Raw genomic sequence first — 25,883 nt, forward strand, 5'->3', positions numbered from 1 at the left:
GAGCTTAGAATTGAGAACTGAGAGCCTAGAGTTGAGAAGTGGACGCGGGCCTGGTTCTTATGTTCAGCCTGTGTTCACCTTTTGTTTCTAGACCCTCGGTTCTCAATTCTAAGTTTTCAATTCCAAGCTCTCACACAGGCACGCTCAATTGCAGCGTGGTTCCCTGGCCGGGGGCCGAATGAATGGTGAGTTGGCCCCGCATGGCCGCGGCCCGGGCGCGCATATTGACTAGGCCGTTGCCGCTGCCCCGCGCCGGTGCAGTCGGGTCGAAGCCCACGCCGTCATCGTGCACGGTGAGTAATAGTCTTCCCTGTTCATATTCCAGGGTAATGGTAGCGTGCTGGCAGCGGGCGTATTTTACCAGGTTGTTGAGGGCTTCCTTGAACAGCAGAAAAAACTCGCGGCGGGTGCGCATATCAAACCGCAGGCCCGGCAGCACCGCGTCATCGGCCCGGAAGGTTAGCTCCACTCCCGCCGCTTCCAGCATTTCGGAAGCCAGCCGCCGCATACGGGCAGTTACATCGTCGAGGCCATCGTGGGCGGGGTTGATGGCCCACACAATATCGTCCATGGCATCCAGCATCCGGCGCGACGATTCTCCTATTTGCTCCAGCACGGCGGCGGCCTGCTCGGGCCGGTGCTGGCGCTGGTGGTTGCGGGCAATCTGGCTCAGGATGGAGATGCTGCTGAGCGTGGAGCCCATATCGTCGTGCAGGTCGCGGGCAATACCGTGGCGCACCCGCTCTAGGGCCAGCAGCTGGCGCACCCGAAGCCGGTACAACAGAAAGAGTCCCGCCAGCACTATCCAGCTCAGTCCAATCCGAAACCACCAGGTTCCGTACCAGGGTGGGTCTACTAAAATGCGCAGGCTGGTTCCCACCGGGCTCCATACCCCGTCGTTGTTAGCGGCCCGCACCCGAAAGGTGTAGGTGCCGGGGTCGAGGTTGGTATAGGTAACCTCATGCCGGTTGCCCGCCTCAATCCAAGCGGGGTCAAAGCCTTCCAGCCGGTAGGCATACCGGTTTTTCTCGGGCTGCCGATAGTTGAGCGCCGCAAATTCCAGCGTAAATACATAGTCCTCGGGGGCCAGGCGCAACTTGCGCCGCTCGGTGATGGTAGTATCGGCTAGCTCTACGGGCTGGTTGAAACGCCGCAGGGCCGTGAGTACCACGGGCGGCGGCACCGGGTTGGTACGCACAGCTTCGGGTCGAAAAGCCACCACCCCGTTCACTCCCCCAAAGTACAAGCTGCCCGCCGCCGAGCGGTGGCAGGCTGCGGCGTTGAACTCATCCTGCAGCAGCCCGTCGCGCGAGTCGAACGTGAGAAACTGCCGGGTGCGGGGCGTGAAGCGGGCCAGCCCTTGGTTGGTAGCCAGCCACAGGTTACCCCGGGCGTCTTCCAGCATGCTGTACACCACGTCATTGGGCAGGCCCTGGGCTTCCCGTAAAGTGGTGAAGCGGCCCCGCACCGGGTCGTCGAGCCGGGCAAAGCCGCCCCCTTCCGTGCCCACCCACAACGTGCCCTGCCGGTCCTGCAACACGCTGCGCACCGAGTTGCTGCTTAGCCCGTTGGCAGTGCGCTCATCTACCCGAAAAGTGGTAAAACGGCCCGTAGCGGGGTTGAAGCGCGAGAGTCCGCCGCCTCCGGTAGCCACCCAAAAACGCCCCTGCCGGTCCTGCAGCGTGGCCCGCACGTAGTTGTTCGGCAAACTGCCGGGGTTGGCGGGGTCGTGGCGGAAGGCGGTGAAGCGGCCGGTAGCCGGGTTATAACACGACAGCCCGCCGCCATTGTGCCCCACCCACAGCTTGCCCTGCGGGTCCTCGTACACCGATTGAATTAGGTCATCGGCCAGTGAATACGGGTTGGCCGGATCGTGACGAAAACGCACAAACCGCTTGCTACCCGGCTCCAGGCAGTTGAGCCCCTGGCTTTGCGTGCCCACCCACAACCGGCCACGCCGGTCGAAACACAGCGCCCGCACATAGTCCTGGCTGAGGCTGCCTGGGTCGGTGGGGTTGTGCCGAAACTGCTGCTGCTGGCCCGTAGCGGGGTCGTAGCACAGCACGCCCTGCTGCTCGGTGCCCAGCCACACCCGGCCGGCAGCATCGGAGGCTATGGCCCATACCGGCCCGGTAGCCACGGCGGTGGGCACGCTCCCAAACACGGACGGACGCAAATCGGCCCGGCTCAGACCGGCTTCCGTGCCTACCCACAGCATCCCGGCCTGATCCTGAAATATCGCCTGCACCGTGTTATCGGGCAGACTTTGGGGGTTACGGGGTTGGTGCTGCTGAAACCGGAACGTGCCAGTTGGCGCATCGTAGCGGGCCAGCCCGGCACCTGTGCCAATCCACAAGGTGCCGGCCCGGTCTTCAAAAATCGTTTTAATGCTAATGGTGCCTGATTTGCCGCGAGTAACGGCGGCTAGGGTTACCACCCGGGCCGCGCCTCCCCCGGGAGGCAGGTAGTGCAGCGCCCCGGTTTCGGTGCCTACCCACAGTCCGCCTCGGTGGTCGGCGCACAGTGCTTTGATGGGGCCAGCGGCCGGCAGGCGGGTATCGGGCACCAGGCAGTTGCGCACGGTGTCCAGCCAGCTCACACCGCCTTCGCCGGTGCCGGCCCACAGCCGCCCGGCCCGGTCTTGGGCCAGTGCCCGCACCGCATTGCGCCGGACGCTGCCGCCCGGCCCCGCCTGGTGCCGGAACGACGTAAAGCGCTGCGTAGCGGCCTGGAAGCGGTGCAGCCCACTTTCGGTGCCGGCCCACACGCGCCCTTGCCGGTCGCATAGTACCGTCAGCACAAAGTTGTCGGGCAGGCCGCTGGCGTCGCCGGGGGCGGCCCGAAACGTGCGAAACCGGCCGGTAGCAGGATCATAGCGCGACAGGCCCCCACCGGTACCGGCCCACAGGTACCCCGCCGAATCCTGACACAACGCCAGCACGAAATTGCTGCCCAGGCTGGCGGACTGCCGGGCATCGTTCCGGAATGTGCGGAAGCTCACCCCATCATAGCGCGAAAGGCCATCCTGGGTAGCAACCCACAAAAAGCCCCGCCGGTCCTGCACCACCGCATACACGCTGTTTTCGGCCAGGCCATCCTGCGCGGTGAGGGTGCGAAATGCCAGCGCCGGCTGGCTTGCCGCGGGCCGGCTCAGGAGCAGCCCAACCAGCCCGAGCAAAAGCGCACATACAGGAATGAGACGTTTCATAACAGCGGCACCAATCAGCGGCTGAATCTACCGAATTGCCAGTATGTATGCACCAAGTTCTATATAGTGCATGGTGCGGCGGGTTTTTGACAGTATTCCAGCCCTTGCCACACAGCTTACCATGCCTGAAACCACGACACAACAGTATCTACCCTGCGGGGTTGGCAGGGTGCTGGCGGCGGCGTACCTTGCTCCCACTCGCATTCCTTTTCTTTATGGCAGCCTCTATATCCCGTTCTATCAGCAACAGTCAACCGGCGTCTTCAACTGTCAGTCCGCAGGAAACCGGTGAGTTAGGCATTCAATACCTGAAACATTTCTGGGCGCGCATACTGGCGCAACGCAACGGCGAGTTTGTACCGCCCACCGAGCAAAGCTGGCGCTTCGACAATTTGTTGCTGAACGGTTTGGGCCTGCCGCTGGAAGAAACCATGCAGTATCTGGGACGGCAGGTGCCCAGTTTTTCGGAGTTCGAGCAGTGGATATTGGGGAAGCACAACGGGCAGCTTGATGCGCTCCAGATTGACCGGCTGAACAGCCTGTTCTCCGGCCAGCCGTACCCAGCAGCCTTGCTGGAAAGCTTACACGAGCTAGAGCAGGAACCCGACGTACTCAGCCCCGACGACCTCGCTTTCTGGGAGGAAAATGGCTACGTGATAGTACGGGAGGCTATTTTGCGGGAGCAGGCCCAGGCCACGGAGCTGGCCGTCTGGGACGCGCTGGGCATGGACCCGCTCAACCCGGCTACCTGGTATGAGCGGCCCATTGGGAAGGGTATTATGATGGAGTTCTACCACCATCCTACCCTGCAGGCTAACCGACAATCCAAGCGTATCCACAAGGCCTTCGCTCAGCTCTGGGGCACCACCGACCTCTGGAAGACTACCGACCGCACCAGCTTCAACCCGCCCGAAACCCCGAACCTGCCTTTCCAAGGCCCCTATTTGCATTGGGATATGAGCCTGGAACCCCCGTTCCGCTTTGGTACCCAAGGTCTGCTCTACCTCTGCGACACTCCCGCCGAGCAAGGGGCTTTCTGCTGCGTGCCCGGCTTCCACCGCACGCTGGAATCCTGGCTGAACAGCCTCCCGCCTGGTACCGACCCGCGCCGCGCGAACCTAGATGCGCAAGCCGTACCCATTGCCGCTAACGCCGGAGATTTTGTCATCTGGCACCACTTCCTGCCCCACGGCAGCAGCCCCAACCGCGGCACCTACCCCCGCATCGTGCAGTACCTGAACATGTACCCGGTGGAGTTCAAGGAGAATATGGCGTGGCGGTAAGTAGATGTTAAAACATCTTGAAGCGTCAGAAGCCGCTCATAAGCTTAGATATTCATTGTATGGAGCTTCGCCCAAGTAATAGATGAACTCGCACTGTCCGAATATCAGTACGATGGCTTCGGTGTACGCTACAATCTCAGCCAGAGCATCTTTGACAGGCATCTGCCTACCATCTAAAGCTGAGTTGACGGAAATGATGTAACAGGAAGTGATTTGACTACCCTCTATTCGTTTTGCTATTTCTGTTTCAGAATGGCCTATCAATGGCTTAAGCTTGCCTTTATCAAGATCCTTTCCATGATAAAGCATTTCAAGAAACGTCTTTCTCCGCTTCGGTGACTTAATAAAATCTAGGTAGCGCTGGCGCTTATTCTTCACCACATATTCGTTGATGAAGGCACTTTCTAAATCAATATTCATACACTGAAAGTAATAGAAACAAAAAGCGGCACCTGATGCATCGGGTGCCGCTTTTTGTTGTTCAAGCAATTATCAGGAGAGTTCACCTTCGGTGTAATTCTTTAACCACACCTGCAAGGTTCGTTCATCTACGGCCAGATCATCAACTACTAGGCTTTGCAGTTCCATTGTTTTGCTGCCGCGTTGTAGGATAGATAAGCGGTTTGACGTGTTACCTCGGGTACCCACATGTACCTCAATCGTTGCAGTAACCTGATGCCAGGTTCTCAGCCCAAGCTTCTCAGTCCATATTCCTGCACGGCCAAACCTTAGGGCTGGTCCAGTAACCTGTGCTCGTTTTACGGCACGAAATACAGTGAACAATGCAGCCCCACTGAAAAACAGCCCTCCCCAGTAGTTCCCAATTATTGCTATCCAGATATCTATTCCAAGAAAAAGCAAAGCCAAAATCCCATCAACTACAATGCTACTCCGCGAGTAGTATATCTCGTGCTCGAAAGTCTGCTGCTTACCCTTCCTCGGTTTTTGACTCATTGATTACTTACCCGCTGCCATATCGGCACTAATCCTTAGTACCTTCAGCTGTACGTCCTAAATCGGAGAGAGAATTAATTATCAGGTTGCGGCCGGAATGGTTTTAGTCTATTGTCAGATTAACCGCTTCGTGTGGCTGAGAATACTGCTGATACAGCTGTTGCAAACGATGGCCACCAATGGCCAGCTCATACAGTTGCCAACGGATATAAGCAGGTTTCACGGACGCATCGACGTAATACAATGATACCGCCCCGTGCCAACGAGCAATTACCAAACTAACCTGGGACCAAGGCAGCCAACCAGTCTGGGCTGTCCAAACTCCCATTGTGCTCAACTGCAAGGCAGGCTGCGTGGCTTGACGACGTTGGACCCAATGCCACATCTCCCACCCCGCAAAGGCCGCTGCCAGAATCCACAGCACTAACAATGCATAATTGCGCTGCAGGTCAGCCGCACAAATTACGCAGTACGAGAAAAAGCGGTAGATATCCCAACACACCCATACTAAAAACACCACTGCCAGCAGTAACGAGAAGGTTGGTCCGCGCGAGTAGCGCACTTCTGTTACTGCTGGTAATGCTGAACTTCTATCCACAACGGCTTACTTGCCCGCTACTACATCGGTTTTGATGCTCAGCTCCTTCAACTGCGCGTCCGAAATCTGGGAGGGCGAGTCAATCATCACGTCGCGGCCGGAGTTGTTTTTGGGGAAGGCAATGAAGTCGCGGATGCTGTCGGCGCCGCCGAAGAGGCTGCAGAGACGGTCGAAGCCGAAGGCAATACCACCGTGGGGCGGCGCACCGTACTCGAAGGCGTCGAGCAGGAAGCCGAACTGGGCCTGGGCCTCCTCGGGGCTGAAGCCGAGCAGCCCAAACATCTGAGCCTGCACCGAGCGGTCGTGGATGCGGATGGAGCCGCCGCCCACTTCCACGCCATTAATCACCATATCGTAGGCGTTGGCGCGCACCTCCCCAATTGTGTCGGGCGAGGCCAGCAGGGGCACGTCCTCGGGCTTGGGCGAGGTAAAGGGGTGGTGCATGGCGAAGTAGCGGCCTTCTTCCTCGATGTACTCGAGCAGGGGGAAATCAACCACCCACAGGGCCGAGAAAGTGTCTTTGTCGCGCAGGCCAAGGCGTTGGCCCATTTCCAGGCGCAGCTCCGAGAGGGCCTTGCGGGTTTTGTTCGGCTCGCCAGCCAAAATCAGCAGCAAGTCGCCGGGCTGAGCGTTGAAGGCGGCCTTCCACTGCTGCAGCGCCTCCTGCGAGTAAAATTTATCTACCGACGATTTCACCGAGCCATCGGCTTCCACGCGGGCGTACACCAGGCCGGTGGCGCCAATCTGGGGGCGTTTTACGTATTCAGTCAGCTCGTCGAGCTGCTTGCGGGTGTAGCTGGCCGCGCCAGTAGCGCAGATGCCCACTACCAGCCCGGCAGCTTCAAACACCGGGAAGCCGTAGCCCTTGGCCACGTCGTTCAGCTCCACAAACTTCATCTCGAAGCGCGTGTCGGGCTTGTCGTTGCCGTAGTAGCGCATGGCGTCGGCGTAAGTCATGCGGGGCAGCTGGCCAATTTCCAGGCCCTTCACCTCCCGGAACAGGTACTGCACCAGCCCTTCGAAGGTGTTGAGGATGTCCTCCTGCTCCACAAACGACATTTCGCAGTCAATCTGCGTAAATTCGGGCTGACGGTCGGCCCGCAAGTCCTCGTCGCGGAAGCATTTTACAATCTGGAAGTACCGGTCAAAGCCCGATACCATCAGCAGCTGCTTGAAGGTTTGGGGGCTCTGGGGCAGGGCGTAGAACTCGCCGGGGTTCATGCGGGAAGGCACCACAAAGTCGCGGGCGCCTTCGGGCGTACTCTTAATGAGCACCGGGGTTTCCACTTCGATGAAGTCCTGGCCGTCGAGGTAGCGGCGGGTGGCCTGGGCCACGCGGTGGCGCAGCATCAGGTTCTGGCGCACGGGCGTGCGGCGCAGGTCCAGGTAGCGGTACTTCATCCGCAGGTCGTCGCCGCCGTCGGTGTCATCCTCAATCAGGAAAGGCGGCAGCTTGGCGGGGTTGAGCACCTCCAGTTTTTCCACCCGAATTTCAATGGCCCCGGTGGGCATTTTGTCGTTTTTGGAGTGGCGTTCGGCTACTTTACCGGTCACGCACACCACAAACTCGCGGCCCAGTTGCCGGGCCTGCTCGCGCACCTCGGCCGTTTCCACGCCTTCTTCCAGGGCCAGCTGCGTGAGGCCATACCGGTCGCGCAGGTCCACCCACAGAATACCGCCTTTGTCGCGGGTGCGCTGCACCCAGCCGCAGAGCGTAACGGTTTGACCAACGTGTTCGGGGCGCAATTCGCCGCAGGTATGAGTCCGGAGCATTTCGGTAGAACTGAGAAGTGAGACCTTAGAGCTGAGTAAGCATGTAGTTGGCACAGGTCCGTTACTTCTCTTGCTTCCTATTTCTCAGCTCTGAGTTCTGGTAAGAATAGCGAAGGTAGGCAGGAAAAATAAGTAGGGTCGGAAAAATTAGGGGCTGTAGCTGCCACACCCGCGCTTTCTCGAAGCTGTAAAAGCCGTATTTCGGCGGCTTACAGTGGTTTTGCGTAAGCTTGCGCAAAATTGGTACGGAGTATGCAAACAGGCTCTCCTAACCAGCATTCTTTCGTCAACTACCTTCTGTACTCCATATGAAACGCCCCGTTCTGCTCGCCTTGGCCGCCACGCTCCTCTCCTTCTCGGCCGCGCAGGCTCAGACCAAGGTGAAAACCAAAACCAAATCGGCCACCGGCACCGAAGTAAAAACTAAGTCGGAAGCCGAACCTGTAACGCTCAACGGCCCCATCAAGCGCGTAGAAACGCTGTCGGGTATTGACGTATTTCCGTCGTCGAGTGGGCAAAGCATCATGCTCAGCTTCACCCAGCAGTTCACCAAGCCCGGCACGCTGGTGATGACCAACTACAAAAAGCAGCCCGTGTACACCACCGCCCTCGACCCGGCTAACAACACCGGCGAGCCCGTGGACCTGGGCCGCATTCCGGCCGGCACCTACCTCATCGAGGCCAAAACTGGCAACTACGTGTACTGGAAGAAGGTGAGCATCAAGTATCCGTCGGTGGCTACCACTAAAAAACGCCGCTAACTGTCATTCCGAACGAAGGGAGGAATCTGGGTTTAATACCTGAACGGACTAACCCAGATTCCTCCCTTCGTTCGGAATGACACTGATATAAGCTCCGAGGTCGTTGAGGCCTCGGAGCTTTGCATTTGAACGCGGCGGTGCTTTGCCGGCGTTTTCTACTTTCACCCAATCACCCTGCGCCCGGCTGCTTGCGGCGGGTTGCGTTACTTTACACCATGAAACTACTTCGTTTTGCCCCGTTGCTGCTGGTGCTGGGGGCGCTGCTGGCCTTCGCCGGCCCCAAGCTCAAGAAAACCGCCGTGGGCAAGAACATTACCCTCGGCGTGCCCGAGAGCTTTGCCGCTTTGCCCGATGACGGTATTGCCGCCAAGTACCCCTCGCCCCGCAAGCCGCTGGCCGTGTTCAGCAACCCCAGTGGCCGCGTGGACCTGAGCGTGCAGCAAAAACCCACCACCTTCACCAACCGGGACTACGCCCTGCTGCTGAAAATCTACAAAGCCAGCATTCAGAATATGTACGGCAAGGTGCAGTTCCTGCGCGAGGACATTCAGACGGTGAACAAGCGGGATTTTGTGGTGCTGGAGTTTGTGTCGACGGTGACCGACAACCGCCGCGGCGGCAACCTCGCCCCCATCCGCAAATACCAGTTGGTGCAGTACGCCATTGAGGGCGACCAGCTTTACGTATTCACCTTCGATGCCCCCGCCGACGAGCAGGCCCAGTGGCAGCCCACCGCCCAGGCCGTGATGCAGAGCATTGTGATGAAATAATAATTGAGTTCGTCATTCCGAGCGAAGCCGAGGAATCTCGCGTGCTGATGTTGGGTTTACTTCCATAACGTCAGCACGCGAGATTCCTCGGTTTCGCTCGGAATGACGTCTTTTTCCACCTATCACTTCAACATGACACTCTCCCTCTACTCCGACGAGCAATACATCCGGGAGGCGCTGAAGCAGGCCCGGTATGCATTTGAGGAAGATGAAATTCCGATTGGGGCCGTGGTGGTGCTGGATAAGCGCATTATTGCCCGCGCCTACAACCAAACCGAGCGGCTGCAGGACGTAACTGCCCACGCCGAAATGCTGGCCCTGACAGCAGCAGCTAACAACCTCGGCAATAAATATCTGCAGGAGTGCACTCTGTACGTAACGGTGGAGCCCTGCGTGATGTGCGCCGGGGCCACGGCCTGGGCCCAGGTGCGCCGGGTGGTATATGGGGCCGCCGAGCCCAAATTCGGGTACCGCCGCCACGGCCAGCTGCTGCACCCCAAGGCCGAGGTAGTGAGCGGCGTGCTGGCCGATGAGTGCGAGGCGCTGATGCGGGACTTCTTCGCCCGGAAGCGGAAATAATCTACTTTTGGCCGCTTCCGCGTAACCCTACACCGGGTACAACGGTTGTACATGCGGCGGCGCCCGGCGCTACGCTATGCACGTATTGCTCTCCCTTTTTCACCCCAAACCATTCTGTATTATGGCTTTCGAACTGCCCAAACTGCCCTACGCCTACGATGCCCTGGAGCCGCACTTTGATGCGCAAACCATGGAAATCCACCACAGCAAGCACCACCAGGCTTACGTTACCAACCTCAACAACGCCATTGCCGGCACTGAGCTGGAAGGCAAGAGCCTGGAAGACCTGCTGCAGAACATTGCCTCGGCCCCCGCGCCGGTGCGCAACAACGGCGGCGGCCACTGGAACCACTCGTTCTTCTGGCAGATTCTGAGCCCCAATGGCGGCGGTGAGCCCACCGGGGCCGTTGGCGAGGCCATCAATAAGGCTTTCGGTAGCTATGAGAAGTTCAAGGAAGAATTCACCAAAGCCGCCGTAGGCCGCTTCGGCTCGGGCTGGGCGTGGCTGTGCAAGCAGGCCGATGGCTCGGTGCAAATATGCTCTACCCCCAACCAGGACAACCCGCTGATGCCCGACTCCGGCTGCAAAGGCACCCCGGTACTGGGCCTCGATGTGTGGGAGCACGCCTACTACCTGAAATACCAAAACCGTCGCCCCGACTTCATTGCCGCCTTCTTCAACCTCATCAACTGGGACGAGGTGAACAAGCGCTTCGCCGAGGCCGCCTAAGCGCCCTTTATCACGCCGATTATCAGGAAGGCTGCCGCTTCGGTAGCCTTCTTTTTTGCCCCGTGGGCCCGGCCGCTGGAGCCGGCCCGGGCGGGTAATTTTTCTTATCTTGCTTGTCTATGGATACGCAACTGGTGGCCAAATCGGCCGGAGCATTAGCAGATAAGTACCGGCTCAATATCGTATTGGCCCTCAGCCAACAAGACCAGCTGGCCTTTGCCGAAGTACAGGAGCTGACGGGCCTCTCCCAGCCCTGCGTATCGCACCACCTCAAGATCTTGGCCGACAGCGGGCTGGTGCAAACTCAGAAGTGTGGCCGGTGCGTGAACATTACCCTGAACCGGGAGGCTCTGCGCGGGCTGGCCTCGTTTTTCGACACGTTGGGCTAGCCGCAAAAAATTTCCCCAAACCCATCGAAACATTTCAATTAGTTGATGCTTTATAGCCGCGTTAACCCTCAGCATCAACTGCACATGGCAACCAAGAAGCTCTTCTCGCCCGCCAAACTGGGCAACCTCACGCTCCAGAATCATATTGTAATGGCCCCCATGACGCGCAGCCGCGCCCTGGGCAACGTGCCCGGCCCCCTAGAAGCCGAATATTACGCCCAGCGCGCCACGGCTGGCCTCATCGTTACGGAAGGCACCTCGCCCTCAGCCAACGGCCTGGGCTACGCCCGCATCCCCGGCTTGTTCTCGCCTGAGCAGGTAGCGGGCTGGAAGCTGGTAACCGACGCCGTGCACGCCAAGGACGGCCGTATCTTCGTGCAAATGATGCACACGGGCCGCATTTCGCACCCGCTGAACATGCCCGAGGGTGCCGAGATTATTGCCCCCTCGGCCGTGGCCGCCGCCGGCGACATGTGGACCGACCAGCAGCAGATGCAGCCCCAGCCCACTCCGCGCGAGCTGACCACCGCCGAGGTGAAGGAAGTGGTGCAGGAGTACATCAACTCGGCTAAGCTGGCCGTGGAAGCGGGTTTTGATGGCGTAGAAATCCACGCCGCCAACGGCTACCTCATCGACCAGTTCCTGAACCCCAAGAGCAACCAGCGCACCGATGAGTATGGCGGCTCCCTCGAGAACCGGGCCCGCTTTGTGCTGGAAATTGCTCAGGGCATGGTAGCCGCCATCGGGGCGGAGCGCGTGGGCATCCGCGTATCGCCCTACGGTGCCTTCAACGATGTAGCCCCCACCTTCGACGACATCGACGCGCTGTATCTGCACCTGGCCGCTGAGCTCCAGAAGCTGAACCTGGTGTACCTGCACATCGTGAACCACGAGAGCATGGGCGCGCCGGCCGTACCGGCCAGCATCATTGCCGGCCTGCGCGAGAAGTTCACCAACACGCTCATCCTGAGCGGCGGCTACGACGTGGACCGCGCCGAAGCCGACCTGCAGAGCGGCCGCGCCGACCTCGTGGCCTTTGGCCGCGCCTTCATTGCCAACCCCGACCTGGTAGCTCGTCTGGAGCAGGGTGCCGAACTCACCCAGCCCGACCCCTCTACCTTCTACGCTCCCGGCCCCGAAGGCTTCCACCAGGGCTACACCGATTACCCCGCGCTGGCGACGGCTCAGGCCTAAGCCCACTCGGGGCCTGTCGCTTCAGCTGCCCTCCGGCCTTCGGGTTGGGGGGCAGTTTGCGTTCTGGACATTCTTACAGCCCGTCGGGGCGAATTTTCACCGCAGAGAATTCTTGTATCTTTAGGTTTCAAATTGTGTCCCCCCACTTTTCCCAACAGTAGTTACATGAGTACCAAGTTGCGTCTCACTATTCTGAGCTTCCTGCAGTTTTTTATCTGGGGCTCATGGCTGATAACTATCGGCGCGTACTGGTTCCAGACGAAGCAATGGTCGGGGGCGCAGTTTGGGGCCATTTTCTCCACGATGGGCATTGCCTCCATCTTCATGCCCTCCATTATGGGCATCATTGCCGATAAGTATGTGAATGCCGAGAAACTCTACGGCATCCTGCACATTCTGGGCGGGATAGTGCTGTGCACGGTACCCATGGTAACGGACCCCGGCACCTTCTTCTGGGTGATTCTGCTGAACATGATTTTCTACATGCCCACGCTGGCCCTCAGCATTGCCGTATCGTACTCGGTGCTGAAGCGCCAGGGCCTGGATGTGGTAAAGGACTACCCGCCCATCCGGGTGTGGGGCACCATCGGCTTCATTGTAGCTATGTGGACGGTGAGCTTGCTGGGCTTCGAGAAATCGGCCAGCCAGTTCTACGTGGCCGCCGCCGCGGCTTTTGCGCTGGGTATCTACTCGTTTACGCTGCCCGCTTGCCCGCCCACGGCCAAAGACACGCCCAGCCGCTCATTGGTTGATGTGATGGGCCTGAAGTCGTTTGCGCTGCTGCGCGACACCAAGATGCTCACCTTCTTCCTGTTCGCGCTGCTGCTGGGTGCCGCCCTGCAGCTCACCAACGCCTACGGCGACACCTTCCTGCACGATTTCGACAAAGTACCCGCCTACAAGGACACGTTTGCCGTGAAGTACCCGGCTATCATCATGTCCATCTCGCAGGTATCGGAAACGCTGTTTATTCTGGCTATTCCGTTCTTCCTGCGCCGCTTTGGTATCAAGCAGGTAATGCTGTTCAGCATGATTGCCTGGGTGCTGCGCTTCGGCCTGCTGGCCTTCGGCACCCCCGATTTCCCCGGCATCACGCTGGTTATCCTCTCGTGCATCGTGTACGGCATGGCCTTCGACTTCTTCAACATCTCGGGCTCGTTGTTCGTGGAAACCCAGACGGCTTCCAGCATCCGGGCCAGTGCCCAAGGCCTGTTCATGATGATGACCAACGGTTTCGGGGCCGTGCTGGGCAGCTCGGTGAGCGGCATCGTCATCGAGAAATACTTCACCGCCGCCGATGGTGTAACCAAGGACTGGCAGGGCATCTGGCTCACGTTTGCCGCCTACGCCCTCGTTATTGCCGTGCTGTTCGTGCTCCTGTTCAAGCACAAGCACACGCCCCAGGAAGCCACCACTGATGCCGAGCACGTAGAGCCCGTTCTGAGCGTAGAAAACGCCTAAATCACAGATTTAGACGGATGTTGAGGATGACACGGATTTGTATAACCGCTGCGCCTAACAATAATGTAGAACAACAAAAAGCCCGCTTGCAGCAGCAAGCGGGCTTTTTGTTGGCAGACTTTTCAGACAAACCACGAATCCAGAACGAATCCGTGTCATCCTCAACATCCGTCTAAATCCGTGATTTAGAATTGCTCGTCGGCGGTGAAATAGAAGTCACCTTCGATTTTGGCGTTTTCATCGGAATCCGAACCGTGTACGGCGTTGGCTTCGATGCTCTTAGCGTACTTCTTCCGGATGGTGCCTTCGGCGGCCTGGGCGGGGTTGGTAGCGCCAATCAGGGTGCGGAAATCAGCCACGGCGTTGTCTTTTTCGAGAATAGCCGCTACGATGGGGCCCGACGACATGTATTTCACCAGGTCGCCGTAGAAGGGACGCTCTTTGTGTACGGCGTAGAACTCACCGGCGCGCTCGGGGGTCAGCTGTACTTTTTTCAGGGCTACGATGCGGAAGCCGCCCTCCTCAATCATGCTCAGGATACCACCAATGTGGTTGTCCTGGGTGGCGTCGGGCTTAATCATCGTGAATGTGCGGTTCGTGGCCATGGGCTTCGTATAGTTGGGGTTGAAATGAATGCGGTTGCAGTGCAAACGGCAGGCGTTTGCGGCCGCAAAAGTACGGAATGAATTGATGGAATACGGTAGAGCTGTTTACCGCAGCCGGCTGGTCACCCATCTTTTTTCATCTTTGTCAGCGCATTGAGTAGTACACTGCTCATATTCAACTCCACATTTCCCATATTTTTTCAGCCCCGGAACATTCCCACGGCCGGCAACCTTACAGTCGTCTACATTGCGGCTGCACCTTTCTGCAAGCCGTTTTGTTGAAAGCCAGAATATTTCCGACTTTTGCCGCCTTTGTACGCGGCCTAACCGACCGAAATTCAGTCACCTACCCCGTAGGCAATGTCCACAATATCTGAGCTGAAGGAGCTGCTGGCGCAACCCCGACAGATTTTCATCACCACCCACCACAAGCCCGACGCTGACGCCCTGGGCTCCTCGCTAGGCCTGGCCGGCTACCTCCGCAAGAAGGGCCACAGCGTAACGGTGGTTACCCCTTCCGACTACCCCAACTTCTTGGCCTGGATGCCCGGCAACGAGGAAGTGGTGGTGTACGAGCCCCGCCAGAACGACGCCCAGGTGCGCGACATCATTGCGCGGGCTGAGGTGCTGTTCTGCCTCGACTTCAGCTGTCTGGGCCGCATTAACGAGTTGGGCGAGTACGTGCGCAACGCCAAGGGCACCAAGGTGCTCATTGACCACCACCAGGAGCCCGAGGACTTCGCGCAGCTCGATTATTCCAACCCCAAAGCCGCCGCTACGGCCGAGCTGGTGTTTGAGGTAATCCGCGACCTGGGCGACCAGGACCTGATTGACACTGGTATCGGGGAGTGCCTGTACGCGGGCATTATGACGGATACCGGTTCATTCCGCCACCCCAGCACCTCGCGCAACGTGCACCTGATTATTGCCGAGCTGCTCAACGCCGGCATCAACCTCTCCGATGTGCACCGCCGCATCTACGACTCGCACTCTGAGGAGCGGCTGCGCTTCCTGGGCTTTGTGCTGAAGGATAAGCTGACGGTGCTGCGCGAGTACAACACGGCCTACATTGCCATTACGGCCGACGAACTGCGCCAGTATCACTCTAAAACCGGTGACACTGAGGGGCTTGTAAACTTCGCCCTGAGCATCGAGGGCATTGTGTTTGCCGCCATTCTGATTGACCGCACTCAGGCCGTGAAAATTTCCTTCCGCTCGGTGGGCGACTTCTCGGTAAGCGAGTTTTCGCGCCGTCACTTCAACGGCGGAGGCCACCACAATGCTGCTGGCGGCATCAGCCACGACTCGCTCAACAGCACTGTGGAGCGTTTTCTGAGCTTGCTGCCCGAGTATCAGACCCAACTTGTGACGGCCCCGCTGGCTCCGGTAGCACCATCGGTATAATTCGGTGTAACTTGGGCGCTCATTCTGTCTTCTAACCCGCAAACCCGTTCATGTCCTTTACCCGCAACTTTCTGAGCCTGGCCCTCGCTGCCGGCGTTCTGGGCCTCGCCTCCTGCAATAAAGGCGGTGATTTCAGCAAGACCAAGTCAGGAATCGAATACAAAGTTTTCAAGAGCAACGGCAAGAGCTACGACGCCCGCGAAATTGGGGCTGAGGGCGACGCCACCTACAAGGAGCGCATCGGCAAAATCATGGCCCTGCACGTAGAGTACCGTACGGCTAAGGACTCCATCCTGTTCAACTCGCGCAAGCAGCAAATGGGCTTCCCGGTGCGCGTGCCCCTGGATTCTATCCGCAAGCAGCAGCGTGGTGGTCTGGAAGAGGCCATCAGCCTGCTGCAACCCGGCGACTCGGCCGTATTCCGCTTCAACGTGGATACCATCTTCGCCAAGTCGTTCCGTCAGCCGGTGCCGCCATTCATGCAGAAAGCCGGCAAGACCATGACCATGTACGTGAAGGTGGACAAGGTGCAGACCCGCGACGAGGCCATGGCCGACGTGCAGAAGATGCAGGTGGAGCAGGCAGCTAAAATGAAGCTGCACGCCAAGCAGCAACTGAAGGCTGACGATGCGAAGCTGCAGGAGTACATCAAGAAAAACAACCTGACGGCCCAGCGTGATACCTCAGGCGTGTACTACGTGGTGACTTCGCCCGGCACCGGACCAAAGCCGAAAGTTGGGCAGGTGGTAGCGGTACAGTACAAAGGCACGCTGCTGGAGAACGGCAAAGAGTTTGACTCTTCGGCCAAAGGCAACGGTGGCAAACCAATTGAATTCCCGATTGGTGTAGGCCAAGTAATTCCGGGCTGGGACAAGGCCATTCCGATGCTGAACAAAGGCTCGAAAGCGGTTCTGCTGATTCCGTCGTCGCTGGCCTACGGGCAGCGCGGGGCTGGTGCCGACATTCCGGCTGACGCCATCCTGCGCTTCGACGTGGAACTGGTAGACATTAAGGATGCTCCCAAGCAACCCCAGGTAAGCCAGGAAGATATTCAGCGCCAGCTCCAGGCCCTGCAGCAGCAAGCCCAGCAGCAACAGGGCAAATAAGCGCACGATTGGCGCTAGCCCGTTGTTACGTAAAAGCCCCCGACCCGGTGCAACCGAGCCGGGGGCTTTTGACTCTTCATCTCAGCACTAATTCGCGTTTCTTATGGTAGCGTCTCTTTTTCGTCGGCCGGTAGCTGGCCTTGGGTTGTTTTTGCTTACGCTGGGCGGCGTCCTCACTGGCTGCCAGAAAACCGACACCCCCGCGCTGGATACCACCGATTATACCCAGAAAGACGAAGACCTGATTACTGCCTACATCAAGGACAACAACCTGACTGGCTTTAAGAAGGATACGCTGGGCCTCTACATTGCGGTAACGCAGCCCGGCAACGGCGTAAAAATCAACAAACGCCAGAGTGTATCGGCCCTGTATACGGGTATGCTGCTGGATAACCGGGTGTTCGACTCCACCGGCAGCCGCAACAACCAGCCTTTTACCTTTACCATTGGTATCGGCCAGGTAATTGCGGGCTGGGACCTAGGTTTTGCGCGGCTGAGCAAAGGTGCCAAGGCCACCCTGCTGGTACCCTCCCGGTTGGGCTATGGCCCTTATGCCGTTGGGCCTATTCCCCCAAACTCCGTGCTGCGGTTTGATGTGGAGGTGAAGGATGTTCAATAACCGCCCGCCTTTTTTACTACCCCTATGAAGTTTCGCTTTGCTTACTTTTTCCTGCTGCTGTTTGGCTTGACAGCCGCTTTGCTCACGGCCTGCAAGGATAAAGAAACGCCAACCCCTGACTACACCGCTCAGGACGACGCTACTATTCAGCAGTACATCAAAGACAAGAACCTGACGGGCTTTACCAAAGACACTTCGGGTGTGTACGTGAGCATTACGCAGCCCGGTACCGGCCCCAATGCAGTTCGGAAGCAGGTAGTGAAAGCCCTATACACGGGTACTCTGCTGGACGGCACCGTATTTGACAGCAACCTGACTACGCTGGGCCTACCGTTTGTGCTGGGCCAGGAGCGCGTTATCATGGGTTGGGACAAGGGCTTTCAGTATTTCAACAAAGGCGCCAAAGGAATTCTACTAGTTCCGTCGAAGCTGGCTTACGGCTCAAACGCTACCGGTAAAATTCCGGCCAATGCCATTCTGCGCTTTGACGTTGAAGTAGTTGACATCAAATAAATTACCGCTGACTTTAGTTGAGCTTGGCATGAAAAAATTTGTTTTAAATGCAGCGCTGCTGCTGGCTGGTTTCAGCGTACCGGCCCTTACCAGCTGCAACACGGAGCCTTCTTACGTGAAGCAAGCCCGAGAAGTAGAGGAAGCCCAGAAGAAAACGGACGACTCCAACATTCAGGCTTACCTCACGCGCCGCGCCATCACCAATTATACCCGGCTGGAATCGGGCATCTACCTAATTCCTATTACGGATGGCCCTGCTTCTAATCCACTTATCAAAGCGGGCCAGAAAGTAACGACCAACTACGTGGGACGGTTTATGCTGGCCGAGAACGACGGACTGGTTTTCGATGCTTCCAGCAACAACCACACCACCTGCGGGTGTCTGGGCTTTATCAATGGTTCCGGACAACTGGTAAAGGGCTGGGACCAAGCCACGCTGCAAATGCGCAAAGGTGACCGGAAAATAGCCCTGATACCGTCGTATCTGCTGCTGACCAGCTCGGGCGGCTTCCTAATTAACGCCTCCACCTATCAGCCGCTAGCTTTCGATATTGAAATCCTCAACGTAGAGTAGCTTTTCCGATGGCCGGTTCCTGCGTAATGCGTTACGGTATAGCTGCGTTGTGTATGCTGCCTCTGCTGGGCCGGGCGCAACGCACCCTCACCACCACGGCCATACCCGCCACCACTGACAGCCTGCTGAGCCGGGCCATTACTACGGCATCGGGCCTGCGCTACGCTATCCGGCAGCCGGGTACCGGCCCCCTCCCCCAACCCGGCGACCGGGTAACGGTGCATTACACCGGGCTGCTGGCCGCCGATGGACGCATCTTCGACACCTCGGTGCAGCAAGGCGGGCCGTTAAAGCTGAAAGTTGGGCGGGGCGAGGTTATCAAGGGGTTTGATGAGGCGCTACTGCTGCTGCCGGTGGGTAGCCGGGTGCGCGTCTGGATTCCGGCGGCGTTGGCCTACGGCGCCAAGGGCCGCCCCGACCCCGATGATGAAGCCGGTAAGCGTTACCTGATTCCGCCCAACGCCGATCTTATTTTCGAGCTCGAAGTTTTGAAGATTAAATAAACCCGGCCTCTTCCGTGACAGGAAGGGGCCGGCTTCGTTTAAAGCGTTGGGGCACAAGTGTCGGGTATCCTTGCCATCTTGCTGCCATTCTTCGATTTGCTTTCCTATCTGATGCTTTCTTTTGCCCGTTTTCTGAGTGCAGCGGTGTTTTCCTTGACGGTGGTCTGCTGGCCATCGGGGGTTGCCCGCGCACAAACCGTCCCACCCGCTTTCAATCGGCTTAGCTCGAGGCTCGAATACCGCATTTATCGCCCCGAAAACGGCCGTTACGCGCTGCAACCGGCCCTACCGGCCACCGGCAACCCCGCGTATTCAGCCCGTATCGGGCAGATACTAAGCGCCCATCTGCAGTTCCGGACGGCTACCGACTCGGTACTGATGCACTCGCGCCGCCAGAACCGCAACCAGCCTGTGCGCATTCCGCTGGATACGGTGCGCCGGCAGCAGCGCGGCACGGTGGAAGAAGCCCTTTCCCTGCTACAGCCCGGCGACTCAGGGGTGTTCCGGCTGAACCTGGATACTGTGTTTCTGAAGTCGTTCCGGCAGCCGGTGCCGCCGTTCATTCGCCGGGCAGGCTCTACGCTCACGGTGCTGGCGAAGGCAGAGAAGATCCAGACGCAGGAACAGGCCATGCAGGATTTCCAGCAGGAGCAGCTGCGGGCCCAGCAAGAGGCCAAGAAACAGGCTGCCGCGCTGGCCCTCAAACAGGACGCTCAGATTCAGGCCTACCTGAAGCAGAATAAGCTGAAAGGCATCAAAACTCCCAGTGGGCTGTATTATGCTATTACCAAAGCCGGTACCGGGGCCAAGCCCAAAGCCGGTCAAACAGTATCGGTGCTGTACACGGGCATGCTCCTAAACGGCAAAGTATTCGATGCTTCCTCGCGTAATGGCAACAAGCCCATTGAGTTTCCCCTGGGCCAGGGCCGCGTTATTCCGGGCTGGGACCAGGGTATTGCCCTGCTACCCAAAGGCTCCAAAGCAGTACTCCTGATTCCCTCGGCGCTGGCTTACGGCCCCCAGGGCGCAGGGGGTGATATCCCGCCCAACAGCATTTTGCGCTTCAATGTGGAGCTGGTGGGCGTGAAATAAGCAAGAAGGGGTGGCAGTGTAGTACTGCCGCCCCTTCTTGCTTATTTCACGCCCTACAACTCGGCCAATACCTCCGACAGTACGGCCAGGGAGCGGACGTCGCCGAGGTGCTCCACGTGCAGCTGGTAGTAGCGAATGAGCACATCCAGCAGCTCGCGCCGGATGCGGCCGTTTGGAATAGCCGCAGCACCAGGCTGGTGTAGCAGCGCATCAAAATACTGCTCAAACTCCTGAAAACGCATAGCAGCCGGAGTGTGGCGCACAACTGAGGTACTGTTGCCACCTTCGGCGGCAAACGCAACCTGCGAGGTAATTTCCTCACCGGTTTCGGGGCCAAAACCCAAATAGTGGCTGAGTTGTAGCAAAAACTCCAGCGCAAAATTCTCAAAGCCGGTTTCCTGCTGGTCGAATGCTTGGATGGCGTCGTGCAAGAAGGCGAAAAGTGGTTCGTTCTGCTCTTCTTCCTGCAATACCCGCCCCACAATTTCTGATAGAAAAAGGGCCACACTGCTCTTGCGCACATCGTAGGGCAGGGTGCGGAACGGCTCGGAGCACCGGTACTCAGAGAGCCGGGTGAGGCCACCGCTCCGGGAGGTATAGGCCACCAAATCGAGCAGCGTGAACGGTTGAAACAGGGCAATGCGGCCGGGGGGCTTGGCTTTGCGCACCCCATTCACCACGTAGCTCTGCAGCCCTAACTGCTCGGTGTACACGCGGGCAATGATGCTGGTTTCGCGGTAACGCAGGTAGCTGAGCACAATGCCCCGGGTTTTGATGAGCATACCGAAACGGATGGAAAGAGGGAAAAGAACGTAACAGCGCTACGCGGCTTTTAATTTCGGGTTTACCGCTCTACCACCGCTATTTTGCTCACGCACCCGTTCTTGCCATCCGCATCCGACGACAGCACCAGATACACGCCTGATTGCACGCGGCGGCCGTTGTAGTCCTGCAGATTCCAGGTAACGGCTCCACCGTTGGCACGGGTCTGGTACACCAGCTTGCCAGCTACGTCGGTGATTTTGATGGTGCCGTTGTTGGCCAGCCCGGTAATGCCCACCTGGCCCGCAAAATCGGTGCGCACGGGATTGGGGAATACTTTGGCGCAGCTGGGTTTGCCCTCCGTCACGGTAGCGTCGCCGCGGTAGGATACGGTGCCGGCATCCGTCACCACAAATACTTCCCCGGTTTTGTCGTTGACTTCCACATCCACAATCTGGTTGGAAGGCAGCGGGCTGTTATCGGTGGTGAAGTGCAGCAGGGCCTCACTGGCGTCGTTATTGAACAGCCACAGGCCCCGGTCGGTGCCAAACCATTTGCGGTTACCGCCATCCACGCCAATAGCCCGAATCCGCTCATTAAACAATGCCGGAAAGCCCGTACCAGCCCCACGGCGCACGTAGGGCAAGCTGAATTTCAGGTCGAGGCTGGGCTGGAACACGCTGGCAGCATCGTTGAATACCACCGGGCCTTTGTCAGTAGCCACCCAGATGTTACCGGTGCGGTCTTTCACGATGTCATAAGCCTCCCGCATGTTGGTGGAGGTGTTATCGAAACCGTACGCCTCACTGAAATAGCGCACTTCTTTGGTAGTAGGCTGATAGGCTACCGTGCCCGTGCCGCTGCGGCGGCTACCAGTGGCCCACAACGTGCCGGCATCATCCAGCACCAGCCGCTCCAGGTTTTCACTGCCCCCGAAGTAATCCTGCACCTGCCACGTGCTGGTGGCCGGGCTAAACACGTACACCCCCGACTGCCCGGCTATCTGGTGGCGGTTGAGTACCCACACGTTGCCCTCTACGTCGGTAGTTAGGTCGGGTACGCGGGTATAGTTGGGGTCCGAAATGGCGCTTTTCAGCGGGTTAGGCTGGTTGGTGGTGGGGTTGAACAGCCGAAACTCCCCGGGGCCTTTCCACTCCAGCAGGCCATTACCGTAACTGCCCACGTACAAGGTGCCATCGGGGGTGCGGGTACCGCGCGTGAGGTCCTTGGGGTTGGGGTACTGGGCTGGGCTGGGCTGCGTTGCCGAGGTTACGTTGGTCCAGCGGTTGCCGGCGTACTCCGCAAAGCCCCGGTATAAGTCGCTTTGCACGTAGTTTTCGCCGTAGCCGCCCGTAAACAGGTTCACCTTACTGGAGCGGGCATCGGCCAGTACGCTGAAAGCCTGGGCAAAAGCCGGGGCGTTGGTTGTAAACTGCTCGGCTTGGGTGCCATCGGTAGTCCGGAGCAGGCCGTTGGCGTAATCGGCCAGGTAGTAGCTTCCGTCGCGGCTGCGCAGGGCCGCCTGCGGGTTGAGCAGCTGCGCCGGCCGCAGCACCCGGCTGGCCACACCGGTGGTCAGGTTCAGTACGGTTACCTGCCGGTTATCGGTGATGAGCAGGCCGACCCGGGAAGGCGTCAGCATCCGATATTCCACGCCGGTGGGGGCTCCGGCCACCGTTTGCCAGCCGCTGCCAGCCACATAGGTAGCCAGCCGCTCCCCGTTGATGCCCGCCACCACCCGACCATCCTGCACGGTCAGCGTGCGGTACGGGTCACCACCACGGGCGGGCAGGTCGGTAGTCCAGTTGCGGTAATCGAGAGGGTTAGCGCTGAGGCTGGTGCGCATCAGCCCATTGGAGGTAGCCGCAAACAGCGTCCCATTAGCAATGGCCGTGGCATATACCCGCACCACTGCGCCAGCTGGGCCAATGTTGGTGTAAGAGTCTCGGATTTCGTGCTTGTCTAGGTCCACCACCACAATGCCGAAGCTGGTAGCCAGATAGGCCCGCCGGGCATTGATGTAGATGTGGTTGATGGTTTTCGCGCCGCTGATTTCCTTGCGGGTGATGTCGCTGAGGTTGATAATGGCCCCATCCTTCAGCCGCAGAATATCCAAGTTGGTGCTACGGTACGCTACTACCAGTTGCTGACTCACCGAATCGTAGGCCAGCGTACTCACGCCGGCATCGTTCAGGCCGTCGCGCTTCGACAGCAGCTGCGTCGTGTTCAACTGCTTATCGAAGTAAAACAAAGCGTTTTCGGCCGCTACGTACACGCGGTTGCCGGCTTCGGCCAACGCGCGGGCCTGGTTGGTGGGCAGGTGCAACTGCCAGTCGCCGTAGCCCACGGGGTCCTGCGCCTGAACGGTGGCGGCAGTCAGCAGGAAAGCAGCAAGGCAGGTTCCGCGCAGCAGGCGTAGCACTGAAATCATGGGCAGAAAGTAGCGGCGAGACGAAGGAAAGCGGCAAGATAACGCCACTGGCCGGGCTTTAGTGCGAAGCCCGGAGCCAGTCAGATTTCTGTGCGGCCAGCTTTTCCCTTTGCCTTGATTATCCGGGCTGGCTTAGGCGCCGCGCAGGGCTTTCTCTACGGCGGGCTCGGTAGTTTTTTCCTTCATGCCCTCCTGAAAGCACACCCGGCAGCGGGCCTCGTAGGCGTCGGTTTCGCCCAGCAGAATTTTGTCTTCGGAAGCCGTTACGCGGAAGGAGTACGAGGCCAGCTCGCCGCAGCACACGCAAATGGCGTGTACTTTGGTCACAAACTCAGCCACGGCCATCAAGGCGGGCATGGGGCCAAAGGGCTGGCCCTGAAAGTCCATATCCAGCCCGGCCACAATTACGCGGGTGCCCCGGTTGGCCAGCTGCACGCACACTTCCACCAGCGACTCATCGAAGAACTGGGCTTCGTCCACACCCACCACGTCGCAGCCGGCGGCCAGCAGCAGCATCTCCTGAGCCACTGGTACCGGGGTGGAGCGGATGCTGTTCTGGTTATGCGACACCACATCTTCGGCGTGGTAGCGCGTATCCAGCGCGGGCTTGAAGATTTCCACGTGCTGGCGGGCAATTTTGGCCCGGTTCAGCCGCCGGATCAGCTCCTCCGTTTTGCCCGAAAACATCGAGCCGCACACTACCTCAATCCAGCCCCGGCGTGCCACGCCGGAGCCCGTAATAACGCGGGGTTCAATGAACATAGACTAGGAGAAGTTGCGACGAAAAAAGCGGGTGAGTATCCTTCAAAGTACGGGGTTCAGGCGGTTCGCTCCAACCCCCTTTTGTGTATTCAGGAACCCCTATTTTTCTAGCTTGCTGACTGTGAACCGGCTACCGGAGTCAATTACTGCATTAGATGTACTGAACGTGCGGAAGCTGGGTGGCCAGGGGCACGCGCACCGTAACGGAACCCTCGGGCAGCCGGGCTTGGCAGGTAAGACGCTCATTAGGCAGCAGGCGGCCAGCCTCCCGGTAACGCAACTCGGCGGGGGTAAGGGGCGTTAGGAGGTCGAGCCCACCGAGCACCTGCACCCGGCAGGTGGTGCAGCGGCCCCGGGCCCCACAGGCGTGCAGCCAGTCGTGGCCGGCGGCCTGAATGGCGGCCAGCAGCGTGGCGCCGGAGGGCACCGAAATAGCCCCGGAAGGCAGATTTTCAATCAGTAGAGTGGGCATCTTTCCCTAACTTGCCCGCCAGAATCAGGCATTCAATGAAGACCCAATATAGCCACGCCAAGCGTGAACAATACGGCCGCCTGCTGGCTGCGCTGCTCTGCGACGATTACTTCGGGGCCCGCCCCACGGCCACTCTCGACGGGCCAGCGGTACTGCGCTTCACCCCCATCCGGCAGGTAAACCTGTTTGTAGTGCAGCAGCTGTTGCAGAAGTGGACGGCCGAAATGGCCCAGCTCCGCAGCCCATATTTCGATTTTGAGGATGCGGACGTGCGCCAGGCGCTCACGCAGTTCATGAACGTACTGTCGAGGCGCATCAAAATCAGCCGGCCCGCTTTCGAGCCGCTGTTGGCTGAGGCCATTACCGATACGCTGAACGGCTGCCTCGACCCGACCGATACCTTTGCCCGCAAGCTGCTGGGCGACTCTACCGGCCATACTCCCGAAAAGCTCCGCGAAGCCCTGCGCTACCTCGATATAAATAAGTCAGTGTTCGAAGGCTTTTTGAGTGCTTTGCCGGCGGGCCAGGAGATGGAGCGGGATTATCTGCTGAGCCGGTTCCGGTTGCATTGCGAGTCCGATCAGCAGCTTCACCCCGTCACGTCGCTGGTGGAACAGTTCAACGAACTGCTCCCACTCACGGAGGAGGAACTGTACGAAAACCGCCCCGCTGAGCAAGCAGCCCCAGCAGCTGCGCCAACTGCAGCTACCCCACCGGCTGCAGCTCCAGTTGCGGCCGCAGCTGCGCCGGTGCCAACTCCGGAGGCCTCGGCTACTCCCGAAGCTCCCGCCACAGAACCGGAACCTGCAAAGCCCGCTCAAGCCATCAACCCACTGCCCGCCGAGCAGCCAGCGCCTACCCCAGCAGCCCCGCCGGCGCCGCAACCGGAGCCAGCCGCTTCTCAGCCTGAAGCCGCCCCGGACAACGTACCGCTGTACCAGAAGCTGAAAGCCGAGCAGCCAGCTGCACCTTCCCTAAGCGAAACTCTGCGCCAGGAGCGCGCCGCCACACTGGCCGACAAAGCACCCAAAGTAGAGTCGCTCCGCGAGGCCATTTCCATCAATCAGCGGTTCAGCTTTATCAATGAGCTGTTCAACGGCGAGAACATGGAGTATCACGCCGCTATTCAACATCTGGACACCATGCCCAACGCGGATTTGGCCCGCCAGTACGTGACGGAGGATTTGGCTGGTAAATACCAGTGGGTACGCAAGGATGAGCACGTGGCCAAGCTCCTGAAGCTCATTGACCGAAAATTCAACGGGTAGGCTTTTCTGAACCGCTTGTACTTCCGCCGTCCGATGTTACATCGGGCGGCGGAGTTGTTTTGGTGGCTTACC

25 protein-coding genes are annotated in these 25,883 nt (G+C 58.9%); 16 read left to right on the forward strand and 9 right to left on the reverse strand.

What is annotated here, in order from left to right; genetic code table 11:
* Positions 1-130 precede the first annotated feature (130 nt).
* Complete coding sequence (locus tag LF252_RS19390; RefSeq protein ID WP_226271249.1) at positions 131-3,208, reverse strand: sensor histidine kinase; 3,078 nt, start codon at positions 3,206-3,208, stop codon at positions 131-133.
* 215 nt (positions 3,209-3,423) lie between these two features.
* On the opposite strand from LF252_RS19390, the gene LF252_RS19395 reads away from it, so the two are divergent.
* Entirely contained in the window at positions 3,424-4,491 is a 1,068-nt protein-coding gene (locus LF252_RS19395) for a phytanoyl-CoA dioxygenase family protein (protein WP_226271250.1), read from the forward strand.
* A gap of 36 nt (positions 4,492-4,527) precedes the next feature.
* On the opposite strand, the gene LF252_RS19400 is transcribed toward LF252_RS19395, so the two are convergent.
* The 3 genes from LF252_RS19400 to aspS all read right to left on the reverse strand — a co-directional run bounded on the left by LF252_RS19400 (position 4,528) and on the right by aspS (position 7,816).
* Positions 4,528-4,911 (reverse strand): hypothetical protein, encoded by a 384-nt coding sequence (locus tag LF252_RS19400; RefSeq protein ID WP_226271251.1) that lies wholly within the window; start codon positions 4,909-4,911, stop codon positions 4,528-4,530.
* A 637-nt stretch (positions 4,912-5,548) separates the two neighbouring features.
* Positions 5,549-6,007: a hypothetical protein gene (locus LF252_RS19405; RefSeq protein ID WP_226271252.1), complete on the reverse strand. Its 459-nt coding sequence runs from the start codon at positions 6,005-6,007 to the stop codon at positions 5,549-5,551.
* A gap of 42 nt (positions 6,008-6,049) precedes the next feature.
* Positions 6,050-7,816: an aspartate--tRNA ligase gene (aspS, locus tag LF252_RS19410; RefSeq protein ID WP_226271253.1), complete on the reverse strand. Its 1,767-nt coding sequence runs from the start codon at positions 7,814-7,816 to the stop codon at positions 6,050-6,052.
* A 308-nt stretch (positions 7,817-8,124) separates the two neighbouring features.
* Here aspS and LF252_RS19415 point away from each other — a divergent pair, with 308 nt between their 5' ends.
* From LF252_RS19415 to LF252_RS19445, 7 genes are all read left to right on the forward strand, one after another.
* On the forward strand, positions 8,125-8,577 hold the full coding sequence (locus LF252_RS19415) for a hypothetical protein (RefSeq protein ID WP_226271254.1): 453 nt from the start codon (positions 8,125-8,127) through the stop codon (positions 8,575-8,577).
* Between the two features lie 215 nt (positions 8,578-8,792).
* On the forward strand, positions 8,793-9,347 hold the full coding sequence (locus tag LF252_RS19420; RefSeq protein ID WP_226271255.1) for a hypothetical protein: 555 nt from the start codon (positions 8,793-8,795) through the stop codon (positions 9,345-9,347).
* Positions 9,348-9,479: 132 nt separating this feature from the next.
* The gene (locus LF252_RS19425) at positions 9,480-9,926 is read left to right on the forward strand and encodes a nucleoside deaminase (RefSeq protein ID WP_226271256.1); all 447 of its coding nucleotides are present in this window, start codon (positions 9,480-9,482) and stop codon (positions 9,924-9,926) included.
* A gap of 121 nt (positions 9,927-10,047) precedes the next feature.
* Positions 10,048-10,656: a superoxide dismutase gene (locus tag LF252_RS19430; RefSeq protein WP_226271257.1), complete on the forward strand. Its 609-nt coding sequence runs from the start codon at positions 10,048-10,050 to the stop codon at positions 10,654-10,656.
* Positions 10,657-10,775: 119 nt separating this feature from the next.
* Positions 10,776-11,045 (forward strand): ArsR/SmtB family transcription factor, encoded by a 270-nt coding sequence (locus LF252_RS19435; protein WP_125421841.1) that lies wholly within the window; start codon positions 10,776-10,778, stop codon positions 11,043-11,045.
* An 84-nt stretch (positions 11,046-11,129) separates the two neighbouring features.
* Positions 11,130-12,239 carry an alkene reductase gene (locus LF252_RS19440; RefSeq protein ID WP_226271258.1) on the forward strand — a complete coding sequence of 370 codons (1,110 nt, stop codon included), beginning with the start codon at positions 11,130-11,132 and terminating at the stop codon, positions 12,237-12,239.
* Between the two features lie 165 nt (positions 12,240-12,404).
* The gene (locus tag LF252_RS19445) at positions 12,405-13,700 is read left to right on the forward strand and encodes a nucleoside permease (RefSeq protein ID WP_226271259.1); all 1,296 of its coding nucleotides are present in this window, start codon (positions 12,405-12,407) and stop codon (positions 13,698-13,700) included.
* Between the two features lie 185 nt (positions 13,701-13,885).
* On the opposite strand, the gene LF252_RS19450 is transcribed toward LF252_RS19445, so the two are convergent.
* Positions 13,886-14,305: a nucleoside-diphosphate kinase gene (locus LF252_RS19450; RefSeq protein ID WP_125421833.1), complete on the reverse strand. Its 420-nt coding sequence runs from the start codon at positions 14,303-14,305 to the stop codon at positions 13,886-13,888.
* Positions 14,306-14,665: 360 nt separating this feature from the next.
* Between LF252_RS19450 and LF252_RS19455 the strand changes: the two genes are divergently transcribed.
* The 7 genes from LF252_RS19455 (at position 14,666) to LF252_RS19485 (ending at position 20,116) form a co-directional block, all read left to right on the forward strand.
* Positions 14,666-15,709 (forward strand): DHH family phosphoesterase, encoded by a 1,044-nt coding sequence (locus tag LF252_RS19455; protein WP_226271260.1) that lies wholly within the window; start codon positions 14,666-14,668, stop codon positions 15,707-15,709.
* Positions 15,710-15,759: 50 nt separating this feature from the next.
* Complete coding sequence (locus tag LF252_RS19460) at positions 15,760-16,815, forward strand: FKBP-type peptidyl-prolyl cis-trans isomerase (protein WP_226271261.1); 1,056 nt, start codon at positions 15,760-15,762, stop codon at positions 16,813-16,815.
* Positions 16,816-16,918: 103 nt separating this feature from the next.
* The gene (locus LF252_RS19465) at positions 16,919-17,434 is read left to right on the forward strand and encodes an FKBP-type peptidyl-prolyl cis-trans isomerase (protein ID WP_226271262.1); all 516 of its coding nucleotides are present in this window, start codon (positions 16,919-16,921) and stop codon (positions 17,432-17,434) included.
* Between the two features lie 24 nt (positions 17,435-17,458).
* Positions 17,459-17,947, forward strand: coding sequence for an FKBP-type peptidyl-prolyl cis-trans isomerase (locus LF252_RS19470; protein ID WP_226271263.1), 489 nt, complete (start codon positions 17,459-17,461; stop codon positions 17,945-17,947).
* 28 nt (positions 17,948-17,975) lie between these two features.
* Positions 17,976-18,521, forward strand: a complete 546-nt coding sequence (locus LF252_RS19475; protein WP_226271264.1) for an FKBP-type peptidyl-prolyl cis-trans isomerase — start codon at positions 17,976-17,978, stop codon at positions 18,519-18,521.
* Between the two features lie 53 nt (positions 18,522-18,574).
* Positions 18,575-19,024 carry an FKBP-type peptidyl-prolyl cis-trans isomerase gene (locus LF252_RS19480; RefSeq protein WP_226271265.1) on the forward strand — a complete coding sequence of 150 codons (450 nt, stop codon included), beginning with the start codon at positions 18,575-18,577 and terminating at the stop codon, positions 19,022-19,024.
* Between the two features lie 78 nt (positions 19,025-19,102).
* Complete coding sequence (locus LF252_RS19485; protein ID WP_226271266.1) at positions 19,103-20,116, forward strand: FKBP-type peptidyl-prolyl cis-trans isomerase; 1,014 nt, start codon at positions 19,103-19,105, stop codon at positions 20,114-20,116.
* Positions 20,117-20,169: 53 nt separating this feature from the next.
* Here LF252_RS19485 and recO read toward each other — a convergent pair whose 3' ends face one another.
* From recO to LF252_RS19505, 4 genes are all read right to left on the reverse strand, one after another.
* The gene (gene recO / locus LF252_RS19490) at positions 20,170-20,898 is read right to left on the reverse strand and encodes a DNA repair protein RecO (protein ID WP_226271267.1); all 729 of its coding nucleotides are present in this window, start codon (positions 20,896-20,898) and stop codon (positions 20,170-20,172) included.
* A 62-nt stretch (positions 20,899-20,960) separates the two neighbouring features.
* Positions 20,961-23,309, reverse strand: coding sequence for a type IX secretion system anionic LPS delivery protein PorZ (porZ, locus tag LF252_RS19495; RefSeq protein ID WP_226271268.1), 2,349 nt, complete (start codon positions 23,307-23,309; stop codon positions 20,961-20,963).
* A 132-nt stretch (positions 23,310-23,441) separates the two neighbouring features.
* Entirely contained in the window at positions 23,442-24,071 is a 630-nt protein-coding gene (locus LF252_RS19500) for a thymidine kinase (protein WP_226271269.1), read from the reverse strand.
* Between the two features lie 151 nt (positions 24,072-24,222).
* A complete protein-coding gene (locus LF252_RS19505; protein ID WP_226271270.1) occupies positions 24,223-24,543 on the reverse strand; it encodes a 2Fe-2S iron-sulfur cluster-binding protein in 321 nt (106 codons plus the stop codon).
* 35 nt (positions 24,544-24,578) lie between these two features.
* On the opposite strand from LF252_RS19505, the gene LF252_RS19510 reads away from it, so the two are divergent.
* A complete protein-coding gene (locus tag LF252_RS19510) occupies positions 24,579-25,811 on the forward strand; it encodes a hypothetical protein (protein WP_226271271.1) in 1,233 nt (410 codons plus the stop codon).
* Positions 25,812-25,883: the final 72 nt, after the last annotated feature.

The organism is Hymenobacter pini (assembly GCF_020421205.1).
GTDB lineage: Bacteria > Bacteroidota > Bacteroidia > Cytophagales > Hymenobacteraceae > Hymenobacter > Hymenobacter pini.

Excerpts from the sequence above, each read along its gene's own strand:
- recO (WP_226271267.1), bottom strand. The coding sequence starts at position 20,898 with ATGCTCATCAAAACCCGGGGCATTGTGCTCAGCTACCTGCGTTACCGC.
- LF252_RS19420 (WP_226271255.1), top strand. The coding sequence starts at position 8,793 with ATGAAACTACTTCGTTTTGCCCCGTTGCTGCTGGTGCTGGGGGCGCTG.
- LF252_RS19460 (WP_226271261.1), top strand. The coding sequence starts at position 15,760 with ATGTCCTTTACCCGCAACTTTCTGAGCCTGGCCCTCGCTGCCGGCGTT.
- LF252_RS19465 (WP_226271262.1), top strand. The coding sequence starts at position 16,919 with ATGGTAGCGTCTCTTTTTCGTCGGCCGGTAGCTGGCCTTGGGTTGTTT.
- LF252_RS19505 (WP_226271270.1), bottom strand. The coding sequence starts at position 24,543 with ATGCCCACTCTACTGATTGAAAATCTGCCTTCCGGGGCTATTTCGGTG.
- aspS (WP_226271253.1), bottom strand. The coding sequence starts at position 7,816 with ATGCTCCGGACTCATACCTGCGGCGAATTGCGCCCCGAACACGTTGGT.
- LF252_RS19475 (WP_226271264.1), top strand. The coding sequence starts at position 17,976 with ATGAAAAAATTTGTTTTAAATGCAGCGCTGCTGCTGGCTGGTTTCAGC.
- LF252_RS19470 (WP_226271263.1), top strand. The coding sequence starts at position 17,459 with ATGAAGTTTCGCTTTGCTTACTTTTTCCTGCTGCTGTTTGGCTTGACA.
- LF252_RS19430 (WP_226271257.1), top strand. The coding sequence starts at position 10,048 with ATGGCTTTCGAACTGCCCAAACTGCCCTACGCCTACGATGCCCTGGAG.
- LF252_RS19510 (WP_226271271.1), top strand. The coding sequence starts at position 24,579 with ATGAAGACCCAATATAGCCACGCCAAGCGTGAACAATACGGCCGCCTG.
- LF252_RS19395 (WP_226271250.1), top strand. The coding sequence starts at position 3,424 with ATGGCAGCCTCTATATCCCGTTCTATCAGCAACAGTCAACCGGCGTCT.
- LF252_RS19450 (WP_125421833.1), bottom strand. The coding sequence starts at position 14,305 with ATGGCCACGAACCGCACATTCACGATGATTAAGCCCGACGCCACCCAG.
- LF252_RS19390 (WP_226271249.1), bottom strand. The coding sequence starts at position 3,208 with ATGAAACGTCTCATTCCTGTATGTGCGCTTTTGCTCGGGCTGGTTGGG.
- porZ (WP_226271268.1), bottom strand. The coding sequence starts at position 23,309 with ATGATTTCAGTGCTACGCCTGCTGCGCGGAACCTGCCTTGCTGCTTTC.
- LF252_RS19455 (WP_226271260.1), top strand. The coding sequence starts at position 14,666 with ATGTCCACAATATCTGAGCTGAAGGAGCTGCTGGCGCAACCCCGACAG.
- LF252_RS19445 (WP_226271259.1), top strand. The coding sequence starts at position 12,405 with ATGAGTACCAAGTTGCGTCTCACTATTCTGAGCTTCCTGCAGTTTTTT.
- LF252_RS19480 (WP_226271265.1), top strand. The coding sequence starts at position 18,575 with ATGCTGCCTCTGCTGGGCCGGGCGCAACGCACCCTCACCACCACGGCC.
- LF252_RS19440 (WP_226271258.1), top strand. The coding sequence starts at position 11,130 with ATGGCAACCAAGAAGCTCTTCTCGCCCGCCAAACTGGGCAACCTCACG.
- LF252_RS19425 (WP_226271256.1), top strand. The coding sequence starts at position 9,480 with ATGACACTCTCCCTCTACTCCGACGAGCAATACATCCGGGAGGCGCTG.
- LF252_RS19500 (WP_226271269.1), bottom strand. The coding sequence starts at position 24,071 with ATGTTCATTGAACCCCGCGTTATTACGGGCTCCGGCGTGGCACGCCGG.
- LF252_RS19415 (WP_226271254.1), top strand. The coding sequence starts at position 8,125 with ATGAAACGCCCCGTTCTGCTCGCCTTGGCCGCCACGCTCCTCTCCTTC.
- LF252_RS19435 (WP_125421841.1), top strand. The coding sequence starts at position 10,776 with ATGGATACGCAACTGGTGGCCAAATCGGCCGGAGCATTAGCAGATAAG.
- LF252_RS19400 (WP_226271251.1), bottom strand. The coding sequence starts at position 4,911 with ATGAATATTGATTTAGAAAGTGCCTTCATCAACGAATATGTGGTGAAG.